Origin of the sequence: Photobacterium minamisatsumaniensis, assembly GCF_050336695.1 — a bacterium.
GTDB lineage: Bacteria > Pseudomonadota > Gammaproteobacteria > Enterobacterales > Vibrionaceae > Photobacterium > Photobacterium minamisatsumaniensis.
In genome coordinates, this window is record NZ_JAKJSI010000051.1 from 1 (window position 1) to 12648 (window position 12648).

Annotated in this window: 16 protein-coding genes and 1 pseudogene; 12 read left to right on the forward strand and 5 right to left on the reverse strand. The window is 39.1% G+C overall.

The features are described from left to right. The 9 genes and pseudogenes from L4D78_RS23740 to L4D78_RS23780 all read left to right on the forward strand — a co-directional run. Window positions 1-162, forward strand: a pseudogene (locus tag L4D78_RS23740) (ISNCY family transposase); the annotation flags it as partial. Window positions 163-1244: 1082 nt separating this feature from the next. Then, window positions 1245-1781, forward strand: a complete 537-nt coding sequence (locus tag L4D78_RS23745; protein WP_428469222.1) for a cytochrome b — start codon at window positions 1245-1247, stop codon at window positions 1779-1781. A gap of 560 nt (window positions 1782-2341) precedes the next feature. Further along, the gene (locus tag L4D78_RS23750; protein ID WP_428469223.1) at window positions 2342-2689 is read left to right on the forward strand and encodes an antibiotic biosynthesis monooxygenase family protein; all 348 of its coding nucleotides are present in this window, start codon (window positions 2342-2344) and stop codon (window positions 2687-2689) included. Between the two features lie 14 nt (window positions 2690-2703). Then, the gene (locus tag L4D78_RS23755; protein ID WP_428469224.1) at window positions 2704-3375 is read left to right on the forward strand and encodes a hypothetical protein; all 672 of its coding nucleotides are present in this window, start codon (window positions 2704-2706) and stop codon (window positions 3373-3375) included. A 162-nt stretch (window positions 3376-3537) separates the two neighbouring features. Then, on the forward strand, window positions 3538-4203 hold the full coding sequence (locus tag L4D78_RS23760) for a hypothetical protein (RefSeq protein WP_428469225.1): 666 nt from the start codon (window positions 3538-3540) through the stop codon (window positions 4201-4203). A gap of 125 nt (window positions 4204-4328) precedes the next feature. Further along, window positions 4329-5072, forward strand: coding sequence for a winged helix-turn-helix domain-containing protein (locus L4D78_RS23765; RefSeq protein WP_428469226.1), 744 nt, complete (start codon window positions 4329-4331; stop codon window positions 5070-5072). After that, window positions 5065-5505 (forward strand): hypothetical protein, encoded by a 441-nt coding sequence (locus L4D78_RS23770; protein ID WP_428469227.1) that lies wholly within the window; start codon window positions 5065-5067, stop codon window positions 5503-5505. The genes L4D78_RS23765 and L4D78_RS23770 overlap by 8 nt, the downstream gene beginning before the upstream one ends. Window positions 5506-5642: 137 nt before the next feature. After that, window positions 5643-6431 carry a hypothetical protein gene (locus L4D78_RS23775; protein WP_428469228.1) on the forward strand — a complete coding sequence of 263 codons (789 nt, stop codon included), beginning with the start codon at window positions 5643-5645 and terminating at the stop codon, window positions 6429-6431. Between the two features lie 222 nt (window positions 6432-6653). Beyond that, window positions 6654-7034 carry a response regulator gene (locus L4D78_RS23780; protein ID WP_428469229.1) on the forward strand — a complete coding sequence of 127 codons (381 nt, stop codon included), beginning with the start codon at window positions 6654-6656 and terminating at the stop codon, window positions 7032-7034. Here L4D78_RS23780 and L4D78_RS23785 read toward each other — a convergent pair. Further along, on the reverse strand, window positions 7027-7764 hold the full coding sequence (locus tag L4D78_RS23785) for a PilZ domain-containing protein (protein WP_428469230.1): 738 nt from the start codon (window positions 7762-7764) through the stop codon (window positions 7027-7029). The genes L4D78_RS23780 and L4D78_RS23785 overlap by 8 nt on opposite strands. Window positions 7765-7920: 156 nt before the next feature. On the opposite strand from L4D78_RS23785, the gene L4D78_RS23790 reads away from it, so the two are divergent. Next, entirely contained in the window at window positions 7921-8310 is a 390-nt protein-coding gene (locus L4D78_RS23790; protein ID WP_428469231.1) for a hypothetical protein, read from the forward strand. A 109-nt stretch (window positions 8311-8419) separates the two neighbouring features. Here L4D78_RS23790 and L4D78_RS23795 read toward each other — a convergent pair whose 3' ends face one another. The 3 genes from L4D78_RS23795 to matP form a co-directional block, all read right to left on the reverse strand. Continuing rightward, window positions 8420-8827 (reverse strand): PPC domain-containing DNA-binding protein, encoded by a 408-nt coding sequence (locus L4D78_RS23795; RefSeq protein ID WP_428469232.1) that lies wholly within the window; start codon window positions 8825-8827, stop codon window positions 8420-8422. A 70-nt stretch (window positions 8828-8897) separates the two neighbouring features. Then, window positions 8898-9203 (reverse strand): DUF3634 family protein, encoded by a 306-nt coding sequence (locus L4D78_RS23800; protein WP_428469233.1) that lies wholly within the window; start codon window positions 9201-9203, stop codon window positions 8898-8900. 81 nt (window positions 9204-9284) lie between these two features. Continuing rightward, complete coding sequence (matP, locus tag L4D78_RS23805; RefSeq protein ID WP_428469234.1) at window positions 9285-9737, reverse strand: macrodomain Ter protein MatP; 453 nt, start codon at window positions 9735-9737, stop codon at window positions 9285-9287. Between the two features lie 217 nt (window positions 9738-9954). Between matP and L4D78_RS23810 the strand changes: the two genes are divergently transcribed. Then, on the forward strand, window positions 9955-11643 hold the full coding sequence (locus L4D78_RS23810; protein ID WP_428469235.1) for an AAA family ATPase: 1689 nt from the start codon (window positions 9955-9957) through the stop codon (window positions 11641-11643). 68 nt (window positions 11644-11711) lie between these two features. Next, window positions 11712-12227 carry a bifunctional 3-hydroxydecanoyl-ACP dehydratase/trans-2-decenoyl-ACP isomerase gene (gene fabA / locus L4D78_RS23815; RefSeq protein ID WP_428469236.1) on the forward strand — a complete coding sequence of 172 codons (516 nt, stop codon included), beginning with the start codon at window positions 11712-11714 and terminating at the stop codon, window positions 12225-12227. Window positions 12228-12359: 132 nt separating this feature from the next. On the opposite strand, the gene rmf is transcribed toward fabA, so the two are convergent. Beyond that, a complete protein-coding gene (gene rmf / locus L4D78_RS23820) occupies window positions 12360-12533 on the reverse strand; it encodes a ribosome modulation factor (protein WP_428460711.1) in 174 nt (57 codons plus the stop codon). Window positions 12534-12648 lie beyond the last annotated feature (115 nt).

Sequence of the window (12648 nt, forward strand, 5' to 3'; positions counted from 1 at the left end):
GCGATATTCCATGTCAGTAAACGTGATGCAGAAACACCGCGGTTAACCCAGTTTGGTCGTGTACTCAATGATCTACACATCGAGCTCATCTGTGCTAATAGTTCACAGGCCAAAGGCCATGTTGAGCGCGCGAATAAAACGTTACAGGATCGCTTATCAAAGTTGGAGGTGTAGTAACCCCAATTCTTTAAACAGCTTAATGAACTCTTCCACACAAGCCCCCTAGCCTGTATTTTCGATACGGTGCTGCCAAGTTGAGAGCCTGACTCGCCACAGGCCACACACTGTCGCAAATCATCGTGGCTACGGCTACCGTTTGCTAAACTAGTTCTATTAAAATGTGACAGCGTGACGAATTCAGCAGGCATGGTGAAACTCCACTCGTAAGGGTTGATTTATCAACAATGAAAGCATCACCACACGATGGTGCACCATCGCTTTATGGTCATGTCGAGCAAGCGAATAAAGAAAAGTTCTATATTCATTCTTATAATCAAAATGTCATCAAATGACCTATCCATAATTACATGGTTCATCAATAATATTTTTTATTGATGAACTTTACGTAAAACTAATTTTATCAATCAATATCTTACTTACCACTATGACACTTTAAATTATTAATGATCAGACAATACGCCATTTTCTCCCAAGAAAGCCCCAATAAACATCTCTTACTTATTGCATTATTGATTACCCTCATACATACGAGTATTTTCTTTCTAATCATTCATGAGATTTTACTCTCTTTACTGGGGTTATCCTTAGCTTTCTTTCTATTAACTTTTTTCATAATAGCTTCAGGCTATAAAAAACAAGATCTTCATAAATAAAATGATTTACTCTAATTACTTAAGGTGTAAAAAGGTCAACCTTACTTGTTTAGATGCCCAGTTGGTGAGCTCTTAGATGATGTAACCTGAGTAAGTAGTCTATAGTTTTGATAGAACTTTTAGCCCTAGTAGTCACCTCGATTGATATCCTAACACCTACCAATCGAGCTGTTTAATCGGTTAGAAGCTGAGCAGACGGAGCTTTCAATTTTATATTTATCAATCATTTAAGTCACAAGTGAGATAATTAATATTAATTAATCATCTCATCCCGTTTTATTGTTTTGGGTTATGGTAGTTTTCGCYACAACAATCAAACAAGGGGCACGTAATGACTAACAATTTGCCGTCATTCACCTCGAATATTCAACAAAAATTACCACAAATCCATAACCAAATAGGGCTATCTACATGAGTACGAATTTGTCAAAAGCAACCATCCTTTTTCATTGGGTAACAGGCCTATTGTTTCTAGCGGTTTTAGGGTTAGGGCTTTACATTGAAGACTTACCAAGAGGTCCAGAAAAATTTGAACTACTTGGAACACATAAGTCTTTAGGCATCATTGTCTTATTTATAGCCACAGCTAGAATATTTTGGCGTCTTAAAGAAGGTCAAATATCGAGCGTATCTAAATTAAAAAAATGGCAAGAGATTCTTTCCAAAGTTATCCATTTTTTATTACTACTCGCAACCATAGCAATGCCAATTTCGGGATTAATGATGAATATTGGTGGTGATAGAGCGACTGACGTTTTTGGTGTTGTACTAATTCCAGCAACTGAAAAAATAGAATGGTTGAGCAGCCTTGGTAACTTTATTCACGTGCAATCAATAAATATAATAATTGCTGCGCTTGCTCTACATATACTAGCGGCATTGAAGCACCAGTTTATAGACAAAGATGGTAGTATAACCCGCATATTAAGCCTACGAAAAAGTAAGTAAAAGTTCACCAAAGGAATTTATTCAACAGCTACTTTCCTTAGCTCAAAAGCGGTCATTTATAGGCCGCTTTAAATTCTCTTACTGTCTGTATTGCCGTAAAGTACATCATAACTCTCACGGTTATCTACCGTTCAACTCCCCCCCTTTAAATATCTAGTTACAGCGTCACTAACCATTCCCTCCCTGCTTGTTCTATTCGGACTAGTCACACATCCCATAGGAGCAATACCAACCTACACACTTAACCTCTCTTACGATCTAAAATCGCCTCATTGAAATGTACAACTAGCTCTTTCCATCAACGTCACGATTCAAAGCTGATTATTTCTTTCACGCTTAATCACCACGGTGCACATTATATTTATCTGTAAATACACAAACTTATAGTGCGCTAGCAATAGGCAACATCCTTTTATTGCCATTAATAGAATTAACTAACCCTTTTTTATCAACCACTTAAGAGCGGAGTTAGATAATTAATATTAATTAATTATCTAACTCCGTTTTCTTTTTTACGGTTGTGATAGTTTTCGTCACAACAATAAAACAAGGAATACACAATGACTAACAAAGTTCTGTCAGCCTTTTTGTTAGCGGTTTTTGCTGCACCTACAACAGCAGAAGTCACCCTAATTAATCCTTTCGTTGTACCTGAAGAGCACAGCGATACGGTCCTCAAATATTGGGAAGAAGCAAGAGACTACCTTCAAACTCAGCCTGGATACATATCAACAAGCTTACACCGCACAATACAGCCAGATAGCCAGTTTCAGTACATCAATGTTGCAAAATGGGAATCAGAAGACTATTTCAAAGCGGCAATTATGGGTATGAAAACAAACGTAGCCCCCCTTCGCGTAAGTGGTGTTGAAAACTACCCAGCATTATATGAAGTAATTCGAAACTAATAAGGAGTGCTGAAATGAAGATGAGAAAAGCTATAAAATGCCTAACACTATCACTAGGGTTATTGATGACGGCCACTAATGCTTATAGTGCCGCTTACGGAGTAAGTCTTGAATGGAAAACAGATGACGATCAAATCATATATGAAGGTATGAATGCCCAACGAGCTGCGTTCTCGAACTTAGTTAAAGAAGGCATCATTCATGACTTGTATGTTAGACACTCAACTGTGAACGATAAACAGTTTCCCATTATCAATTTTGTTATGGAAGCCGATTCAGCAGATCAGGTATTGAAGCGCCTTGAACCACTCCCGTTCTTTGAAAATAATGTTGTAAGTGTTAATCAAGTACGCAGTATTGGCACCAAGTGGTTAGATAAAGAAATTATTCAAAATAATTATGCACTTGAACTTACTTGGATAAAGCCGCAACAGCAATTGCTAGTCGATCAGATCCTCGGTCTTGATTTACAAAAAGTAGTCAATTGGAATGCGACCGGTGTTGTCACATCTGCTTATTTAGATATTCAACAATTTGATGGGAATTTAAAGCGGCCAACATACTCTATCGCTATCCAAGCAAAAGATGAAACTCAAGCAGATGAATTTGCTCAAGAACTTGAAGCTGTAAAATCCGGTAATGCATCCTACTCGATTATGTATTTAGGCTATAAGCTGAATCTTTAATAATACCCACATGGTTTTAAGGCCGTTCTATAATGATAGAACGGTCAATAATTTAAGAAGACACCATGTTATCTATCCATTCAGCACTGTTCAGTTCAAATTCCCCTCTCAAGCTATCCTTCGTCTTAAAACAGGTTCAACCAACTATTTAAGGATTGGAAGATGTTTAAATTTATAAAGCTTCTAACATTGTCATTAGGGTTACTGATGACAACTACTTTCGCGCATAGCGCTGCATATAGTGTAAACCTTGAATGGAAAACTGATGATGATCAGGTCATATTTGAAGGAATGAATGCTCAACGAGCCGCTTTTTCGCGTTTAGTTGAAGAAGGCGTTATTCACGATCTATATGTTAGGCACTCAACTGTCAATGATAAACAATTTCCGATTATCTACTTTGTTATGGAAGCCGATTCAGCAGATCAGGTACTGAAGCGTCTTGAACCACTTCCATTTTTTGAAAATAATGTAGTGAGTGTTAGTCAAGTACATAAACTTGGTGCAAAATGGCTAGATAAAGAAATAGTTCACAATAATTATGTGCTTGAACTTACTTGGAAAGCACCCCAGCAGAAATTGTTAGTCGATCAAATCTTAGGTCTTGATTTACAAAAAGTGGTTAGCTGGAATGCTATCGGTACAGTCACCTCTGCTTATTTAGACATTCAACAGCTTGAAGGTGATTTAAAACTTCCAACGTACTCTATCGTCATTCAAGCAAAAGACGAAGAACATGCAGAAGAAATTGCTCAAGAACTTGAAGCCGTTAAGTCAGGAAATGCTTCTTACACAATCATGTATCTGGGTTATAAACTCAATATCTAGTTTAGTTAACAAGGCCGCTCTATTCAGAGATGGCCTTACCAACGTATTTATTTACTTCATTATTGCCTATCGGCAGCCATTAACTTAGAATCCCTTTTTGTTATGCACTTTAAAGACAAAGACTTATGTGTGACTTAGACTTAATGACTCCAATTACACTCGAACATTTTATTGTTGATCCGCAACACCAAACAATCACTAGAATAAAAGACGGGCATTCCGTAAAGTTATCTCAATCAGAATGTTTAGTCGTTTCATTACTAGCAAGCACCCCTAACCAAGCTATCAGCCGAGATAAATTACTTGAACACTGTTGGGCAGGTAAAGTCGTTACGAATAGTTCTCTCACTGTAGCTATAAAACACATTCGAACCGCTTTTAGTGAGCTCGGCGCCGATGACATTATAGTCACAGAACCTAAAAAAGGTTATTTGTTACGTACCCCAAGTGAGTTTTGTTCTATAAGTTCACCTACTATTTCAGATGAAAATACTTCTCCAGAACAGGAGTTACGCCGTAACGAGGAAGTAAAAGAAAAGAGCTCAATCTTCAAAAGTAAAAGTGCGATTACACGACCACTACTAAGTCACAGTGTCACTATAATATTTTTCTTCATTACACTTTTCACACTGTATCAATCAGCTTTATTTGTTGAAGTTGAAAAAGTAGGTAACCATCGTGTTTACACTGATGGCTTGTCTCTACCTCCATTCGTCGTTAATACAATTAATGAACTCCCAAACCAAAACGTTAAGATAATTGCTTATCCTCTTGGTGGATTATGTAAAAACTATCAGCTATTTACCTTTGATACCAAAGGCTTTAACGATATTACTGATAGTATCGAACAAGGTGATTGCAGTGACTAATCAGTTTATAAAAGCCCTATTGGGAATCTTTCTTGGAATAATCACTGCCTTATTAATAGGTTTAGCATCGTCGTATTCAACAAAGGAAGAGTATGAATTCACCACCAAYTACGAAGCTATTGGCCATGAAAAGTTAAAAATAGCATTCACTCGTGGCCGCCTGAAGATGCAATTTTTTGCCTACAATAATGATGATAATATTATTATTTCTAAACAGTATCATGGCTATTTTCTGCGTTATGGCTCTCATTACCTGGTAGTTAGCAAGGAACAAAACACCGCCGCACAAAACCAACACCTTACAACGAAAAGCTTTTTTATTAACACCGTTAATAATGACGCTATCTTTATTTCAGATCAGCGTGGAATCTTCATCACTAAAGATAATAAGGTTTTACACTTGAATAGTGTGTTAGCCGGCAAAAGGTTATAACCATGACAGTGTAACATTTTAGGGGGCGTATTATTGATACTTTCCCCCTTTGTTGAAATCAGAAACAACCGCTGGCCTCTATCTTGCATACCTAATAGTCACCTGCAAAATACGAAGAGCTACAAGGAGGATGGCATATGATTTGTTTATACAAAAAACGTTTGCTCATACTCCTTACTTGCACAACTTTTGCAGTCGCGAGCCCCAACACTAAACAGAAAGTAGAATTTCAAAGTATACAAGAAAATGAACAGTCTAGTTCATCGCCTACGAGAGGAAAACCATCGTTCATTTATATTCAACGTCAGGGAAAGCAGGAGTCGAGCCTTTTATTAGCTAAATTCGACAAGAAGAAGCCTAAGAAATTTATAAGTTATTTTGAATCAAACAAAGAAATCAGCCAGCTCACTTCCCTTCCATACCTAACAACATTAGGTAATCTTCATACAGACTCATCAACCTCAAGTAGTGACTCTGTCATTTTCAACAAGATCTATCCAAATAATGCCAAAGGTGAAAATGAATCAGAATACCCGATTAATTTTGATGAGCTTATTCTTTCAGTGAAATCTGGGGTAACTGTTATGAATTCGATATCGAAGAAAAGTATTAACCGCCCTAGCCGACCATCAGGAAATAAACCGACGCAAAGCACATCCCCTTCACCTCAAACTAGCTCGACATTCAGCCATAGCAGTAATACTTTACCACCAGCACAATCAACCCTCCCAGATATTAGTGAAATCACGAATATCCAAACAATAAATAATGACAACACTAACCTATCACCCACCAGCCTAATTGATGATTTTCCACAACCAGAAGATGTAATAGTAGAAGTAAATGAGCCAAAACCCCTTATCATTTGGTTAATTGCTCTTATTGCTTTGTTTTTTCGTCAATATTTTGCAGGACATAATCGGTAAAATGTACGGAAACAAAGTAGTTTATTGAAGTACAAATTAAAAGTTATAATGCATCAGAAATGCTGGTTATTAGTAATATTGTAAATAAAACATGATCTTGAACACAGAACAGCAGACTGCATATTATAGGCATGCTTTTTTTCTCTAGTATAAAAGACATGGATGTACGCAGTAATTGATCAGACAAAGAATGATTGCCGCGAGTAAAGGAATTAGAATTACATGAAAAAATTTCTCATCATTGAAGATAATAAAATGATGGCCAACATACTGGCTCAGCTACTACGAAAGTGTGCAAAACCACAAAAACTACTGTACGCTCCTTCTGCCCAAAGTGCCTACACTATTCTGCTTAAAAACGATGTTGACTGTGTGTTTCTTGATCTTAATTTAGTGACTCCACTCGATGGGATTGAGGTGCTTGAGTACATACGCCAACAGTATGAAGATCTTCCCGTCGTTATTGTCACTGGTGACAGTGAAATAGAAACGGTAAAACGCGTCATTTCACACAAACCAAATGATTACATCGTTAAACCTTTATCGATACATAAACTTCAACGTTGCTTAGAAAAAGTCTCATCGAGTACCGTTATCAACTAGCCTGCGTTTTTTTGAACGACAATTGAGAGCCATCAAAGATAAGCTGAGCCATTAGGAGTTTAGCTTTCTCTGTACCAGCAATATCAAATTGCAAACCGTATTGCTTTGTCGCCCCTCTCTTTTGGTTATTCATTATTAAACCAGAAAGTTGATACGACTCGCTTGAGTTTGGCTTGTTTATGAGAAGGTTCAGTTTTGTTCCCTGCGAAAAAGATGGCCCATTATAATCCGACGTAAAACCGCAGCCATTTGCTGAAATATCTGTCAAATTAACAACTATATCTCGAGAGCTGGAAAGCACAGCCGCCTTTAGCATCACGTCAAATCGAGGTTCATTTCTTAACGGAAGCAGATGCGCGTTATGTGGCATCGCAACGGCGAGTAATCGAAATGGCTTACTTACAACATCATGCACAAATGTTTGGAAATGAATAACAGCCCCTTCACCACGATCAGAAATCGCTTTGATAGAGACCCTAAACCCAGCTTCAAAGTAGTTTGATATATCAACATGAAGCACACTTGGTAGTTCAAAAAAAAGGATGTTCTGGCTATTAGAACCAATGAATGTTGTTTCTATTCTATAGCGACTCCCTAGTGGCGTTTTAACGCTCAAGGTTACATCACAACCATGATTAAGTAATTTCATGGCTCGCTCGCCAGAGACTATTTTATCCTCAGTAAAGCCATTATCGACATACTGCTTTAGCTGCCTTCCTTGAAAGCTCAAGTTTTCATTCCTTGCACTATTGATACCATCTTTAATAATACATTCTAATACGTGCTTTATCTTGCTTACAACTATTTGTACTTAATTGCTTAGATATAGGTATCAAATCTGCTTACTTACGATAACGGTGACTAGAAATTAAACGACCAGCATTAAGTGTTAAACAATAAATATAAACAGAAATGCTATCAAAAAAGAAAGTTGCCAAATTACACCCTCCGGAAGAATGCAATCAATAAGATTGACAGTAAAGAAAAAAACATCATAATGCTTTCTTTTGTTATTTATTTTCATTATATGGCAATTACAATCAGGAACATCGAAAAACACGGCTACATGATTGACGATCTTAAATCTCTTACAGGTACTTCCGTGACAACAAAAGCGTTAATTAAGGGAGGATACCTTGCCGTTGAACTTGGGGATAAGTTAGAGGAAGAACATAATAAACGTATTCAGGCAGAAGAAGAACTTCTCAGGCTAAAAGCCAAAGTACAGCATTACTTTTCCAGTCAAAAAGAACTCGTTGATGCCATAAAAAATTAAGATAATTTACGCCTCTATTTACCCGGAGTTTGCATCCATTCTTCGGGTACCTTCACTGTCGCTTACGTTCTACCTTTCTCGAGACTTGATTGGCTATATACGTATATCACTATGTCCGTTTTATTTGCTCAACCTCTAACTCTGTAAACCCTGTATCTTCATCATGTTCTCGGCTGAAGACCAAGTTTTGGTATGAGGCTAAACACACTTCAGCGGTATAAGACACAATTGAGCCTTCCACTAGATGTCCGCCATAAACCTTCCCAAGAGAGTCTGCTACTGCAATATGCAGATGTACATGGTTCGGTGTTAACGTGCCAGATAAAGAAAGTATCTCTAAAGGCCCATCTAGCGTTAATAACTGAGATTCATTAGCTAACCGTATAACGGCAATAGAAAGGCAGCCTACCGTGCTAAGCAAAGACCCGGCTTGAATATTGTTTTCACTAACATAGCCAGCAATAGCCAATTTAAGATCAGCACCTCGAGTTAAACGAAATGCATGTGGTGTTAACATAAAAACTCCAGAGATAAAAAAAGCTTCCTAAGAAGCTTTTATTTGCAGACTTAATAAAAAGTAATACTACCTAAGCACGTTTACCGCGCTTTTTTGCGCCACCAGCATGAGGAAACACGTTATGAATACGTTGTTTTACTTTACCTGGTACGGATTTTGAAAAGACCAACTTCGTTGCAAAGCGATTCTTATAGACTTTAATCTTTCCAGAGAATGGTTGTTTATGGGCAATATCTTTACAACCCATCAAGAAACCATTCGGTATATCCCCTTTAGAATTCGTTAATTTACCCTCTTCAAAGGTCAACACCATGATCGGACGGTCTTTAAAGACAAGAAAAAAAACAATAATAGCTAGAACAATCAGGTATTCCATCCGCTACTCCTTTAAGCGTTTATTTTTAATCCTATATCAGGAACAACTTTTGTGCTGTTGATTAAATGAGCCTAAGCAAAATTAATCAATATCGAGTAATTCATGAAGATCATTCTTGATGTCGAGAACCTTTCGGCTTGCTACCTCAGTTTTTGTCGATTCACTGAGTAAATATTCAATGGTGTCAGAAAGCGTACAATCAAGTTCTCTCGATTTTTCAGCCAGCTTTTCCCATACACGGAAATCTAAATCGATCGATTTTTTCCTCGTATGCACTTGCTCTGCGTTAAAGTGGCGCTTTCGCTTAGCGCGAATAGCTTGCTTTAACTTCTTATCGAGCTCTTCTGACATGTGCTTGTTAATCCACTTCAGCACACGCGTTGGTTCATGCTCAAGCGCTAAAAGATCGCTGACAGCAGCTTCAGCTTCACTCGTATCGACATAACAGGTGATAGCTTCACCTTCCTTCCATTTTTTTACTAAATAATTCCATTTCCAACCGGCTTCCAAATTTTCAAGCTGCTGATATTTCATAGTGTCAGATATTCTCGATAAGTCTAAACTTAGTAGTGACAGTGTAACTGTAACGAAGATAAACCTCAATTGACATTTGCTATTTAAACAATTGTTTATAAGCAGATCTCATTGCATCAGCAAATCGTGCAATTATCATCACTATTTGCCTATTATGCAGCTATTGATTCCTTTATACTGCTGTCTTTTTCACACTAACAGAATAAAGCTGAAGCCCATGCATGAAGAAACCTGGCGTACAATGACACCAGATTACTCGAAATACCGAGCCATCCTTTCCCAATATGACGATCTCTCTCCCGCAATCATTGGTACATTACAAGATCGCCTTTCGGATGCTGTACGCCGGTTTACTGCTGTAGAACTCCAGCCACGCGTTCTACGGATCACAGCCCCTGATAACAAAGTATACCGTGACTATGTCATTGAGCTCCTGTCAAAGCACTCAGCCACAAATGGCGAACCACAAGTTATCGTGGCAGGTGAAAATGTAACCGAACAAAACCTATTCGGCACCGTGTTCCCGCCTATTGAAGAAAAGCATATTACAAAACCTCAGGTTAAACATGGTTTAGTGCATCAGGCTAACAATGGCTACCTTGTGCTTTCTGTGACCGCGATTCTTAGTAACCCTAGCCTGTGGCCACGTTTAAAGTCAGTGTTAATGAATGGCTCATTAGAGTGGCAAGCGGCGTCTAATAAAACGTTATACCCTCTACCTGCCGCTGAACAGCTCAATATCAAACTAGTCATCATTGGTGATCGTTACTTAATGGGCGAGCTAGAACATGCTGAACCTGATATTTCATCAGGCTTTACCATGTATGGTGAGTTTGAGCAGGATTTAATTATTGATGACACGAACCTACCTCTCTACCTGTCTTACCTTAAAGCCATTATTACTAAGGCATCGCTCCCACAGCTAGCCGATGCCGATGCCCTTGAAATGGTATTAAAAACGGGCGCTCGATACGCAGAAGATCAAACACGCGTACCATTGTGCCCATTGTGGCATCAAAGCTTATTATGCGAAGCAGCAATTGAGTCACAGGGTAATGCAGTAACGGCTGGAGATATTAAAAACTCAATTAAAGCGCGTGAATACCGTGAGTCTTACCTACCGGAGCGAGCCATTGAAGATATCCACCACGGTCAGGTGCTGATTGATTGCCAAGGCGAGCAAGTTGGTCAAGTTAACGGACTTACCGTTGTGGAAGTACCTGGTCATCCAAAAGCATATGGCGAACCAGCCCGTATCTCATGTGTGGTTCACTTTGGTGATGGCGATATCTCAGACGTTGAACGTAAAGCTGAGCTAGGCGGTAATATCCACGCCAAAGGTATGATGATCATGCAAGCTTTCCTGAGCACTGCACTGAACCTTGATCAGGCATTACCTTACTCAGCTTCTATCGTATTCGAGCAATCATACTCTGAAGTTGATGGTGATAGTGCCTCATTAGCCGAGCTATGCGCCCTCGTCTCTGCGTTAGCGATTCAACCCATTAACCAACAAGTGGCTGTGACTGGTGCTGTTGACCAATTTGGCCGTGTACAAGCTGTTGGTGGGATCAATGAGAAAATCGAAGGCTTCTATAAGGTCTGTGCTTTCCGTGGCCTTACAGGCAAGCAAGGCGTCATACTACCGAAGACAAACCTCACTAACTTGTGCCTAAGTGATGACGTGTTAGAGGCGATCAAAGACGGACAATTCCACTTATGGACAGTCGATAGTGTTGATGATGCCCTTCCTCTACTCACTGGAAAACCTTTCGATAGTGAAAATGAAGAAACTGAAACATTGTTATCTCGAATAGCACAGCGTATAGATTTCTTTCATAATGGAGAACTAAGTAGCGAAGTCAGCTGGTTACAGCGCATTCGTAACTGGTTTGTCCAGCACTGATCCGAGTTGTTTAGCTTACATGTGTAAGCTAAATTGCCTTCATACTTTTTAAGGAGCTTTAAAGTCTGATGAAACGCCAGCAATCTTATAATTACGATGAACTAGTTGCATGTGGTAAAGGCGAACTTCACGGTCCCGATTTCCCATCCTTACCTTCTGACAACATGCTCATGATTGACCGCGTCGTTACTATTACTAACGAAGGTGGCGATCATGGCAAAGGTTTCATCCACGCTGAACTGGATATTAACCCTGACCTATGGTTCTTTGACTGCCACTTTAAAGGTGACCCTGTAATGCCTGGCTGTCTTGGCCTAGATGCAATGTGGCAGCTTGTTGGCTTCTTCCTAGGTTGGCAAGGTGGCGAAGGTAAAGGTCGTGCACTTGGTGTTGGTGAAGTGAAGTTTACTGGCCAGATCCTGCCTGACGCGAAGAAAGTAACCTACGACATTCAGCTTAAGCGTGTAATTAACCGCAAGCTTATTATGGGCGTGGCAGATGGCCGTGTTCTAGTTGATGGTAAAGAAATTTACGTTGCTAAAGATCTTAAAGTTGGCTTGTTTAAAGACACTTCAACGTTCTAATCTTAGCGATAAGCTATCGAATAAGGCTGCCCTGTGCAGCCTTTTCTTTTGCCAGTAACAAAATGAAAAATGCTAGAAAGTAAAAAGCCCCTTCTCCTGAAAGGGGCTTAATAAGGGTGATATGAAGGGAGGTTATTTAAATAGGCCAGATTGCAGATCTTCTCTTGCGTCTCGCCATCCGCCTAGCCAGTTAGTACGGGCATCCGTTGCTTGATACGGACATTCTTCACTGGAACGACCATTAATACCAGCCTTATAGCCTTGAGATTGTGCGCGTTCCAAACGATCCCGCTTTTGTCTCTTCATAGTTCGATCCTCATCCTTATTCGGTTTCTTTCATTACTTTTACATAACGATGGAGTTTTTGTGACTCCACTTATAAGAATTAGCCAAATAGACCAGTAGATCAACCCCAGATACA

Bases quoted from the DNA above. Each gene is read 5' to 3' on its own strand.
- L4D78_RS23745 (WP_428469222.1), top strand. From the start codon at position 1,245: ATGAGTACGAATTTGTCAAAAGCAACCATCCTTTTTCATTGGGTAACA.
- L4D78_RS23750 (WP_428469223.1), top strand. From the start codon at position 2,342: ATGACTAACAAAGTTCTGTCAGCCTTTTTGTTAGCGGTTTTTGCTGCA.
- L4D78_RS23755 (WP_428469224.1), top strand. From the start codon at position 2,704: ATGAAGATGAGAAAAGCTATAAAATGCCTAACACTATCACTAGGGTTA.
- L4D78_RS23760 (WP_428469225.1), top strand. From the start codon at position 3,538: ATGTTTAAATTTATAAAGCTTCTAACATTGTCATTAGGGTTACTGATG.
- L4D78_RS23765 (WP_428469226.1), top strand. From the start codon at position 4,329: ATGTGTGACTTAGACTTAATGACTCCAATTACACTCGAACATTTTATT.
- L4D78_RS23775 (WP_428469228.1), top strand. From the start codon at position 5,643: ATGATTTGTTTATACAAAAAACGTTTGCTCATACTCCTTACTTGCACA.
- L4D78_RS23780 (WP_428469229.1), top strand. From the start codon at position 6,654: ATGAAAAAATTTCTCATCATTGAAGATAATAAAATGATGGCCAACATA.
- L4D78_RS23795 (WP_428469232.1), bottom strand. From the start codon at position 8,827: ATGTTAACACCACATGCATTTCGTTTAACTCGAGGTGCTGATCTTAAA.
- L4D78_RS23800 (WP_428469233.1), bottom strand. From the start codon at position 9,203: ATGGAATACCTGATTGTTCTAGCTATTATTGTTTTTTTTCTTGTCTTT.
- matP (WP_428469234.1), bottom strand. From the start codon at position 9,737: ATGAAATATCAGCAGCTTGAAAATTTGGAAGCCGGTTGGAAATGGAAT.
- L4D78_RS23810 (WP_428469235.1), top strand. From the start codon at position 9,955: ATGCATGAAGAAACCTGGCGTACAATGACACCAGATTACTCGAAATAC.
- fabA (WP_428469236.1), top strand. From the start codon at position 11,712: ATGAAACGCCAGCAATCTTATAATTACGATGAACTAGTTGCATGTGGT.
- rmf (WP_428460711.1), bottom strand. From the start codon at position 12,533: ATGAAGAGACAAAAGCGGGATCGTTTGGAACGCGCACAATCTCAAGGC.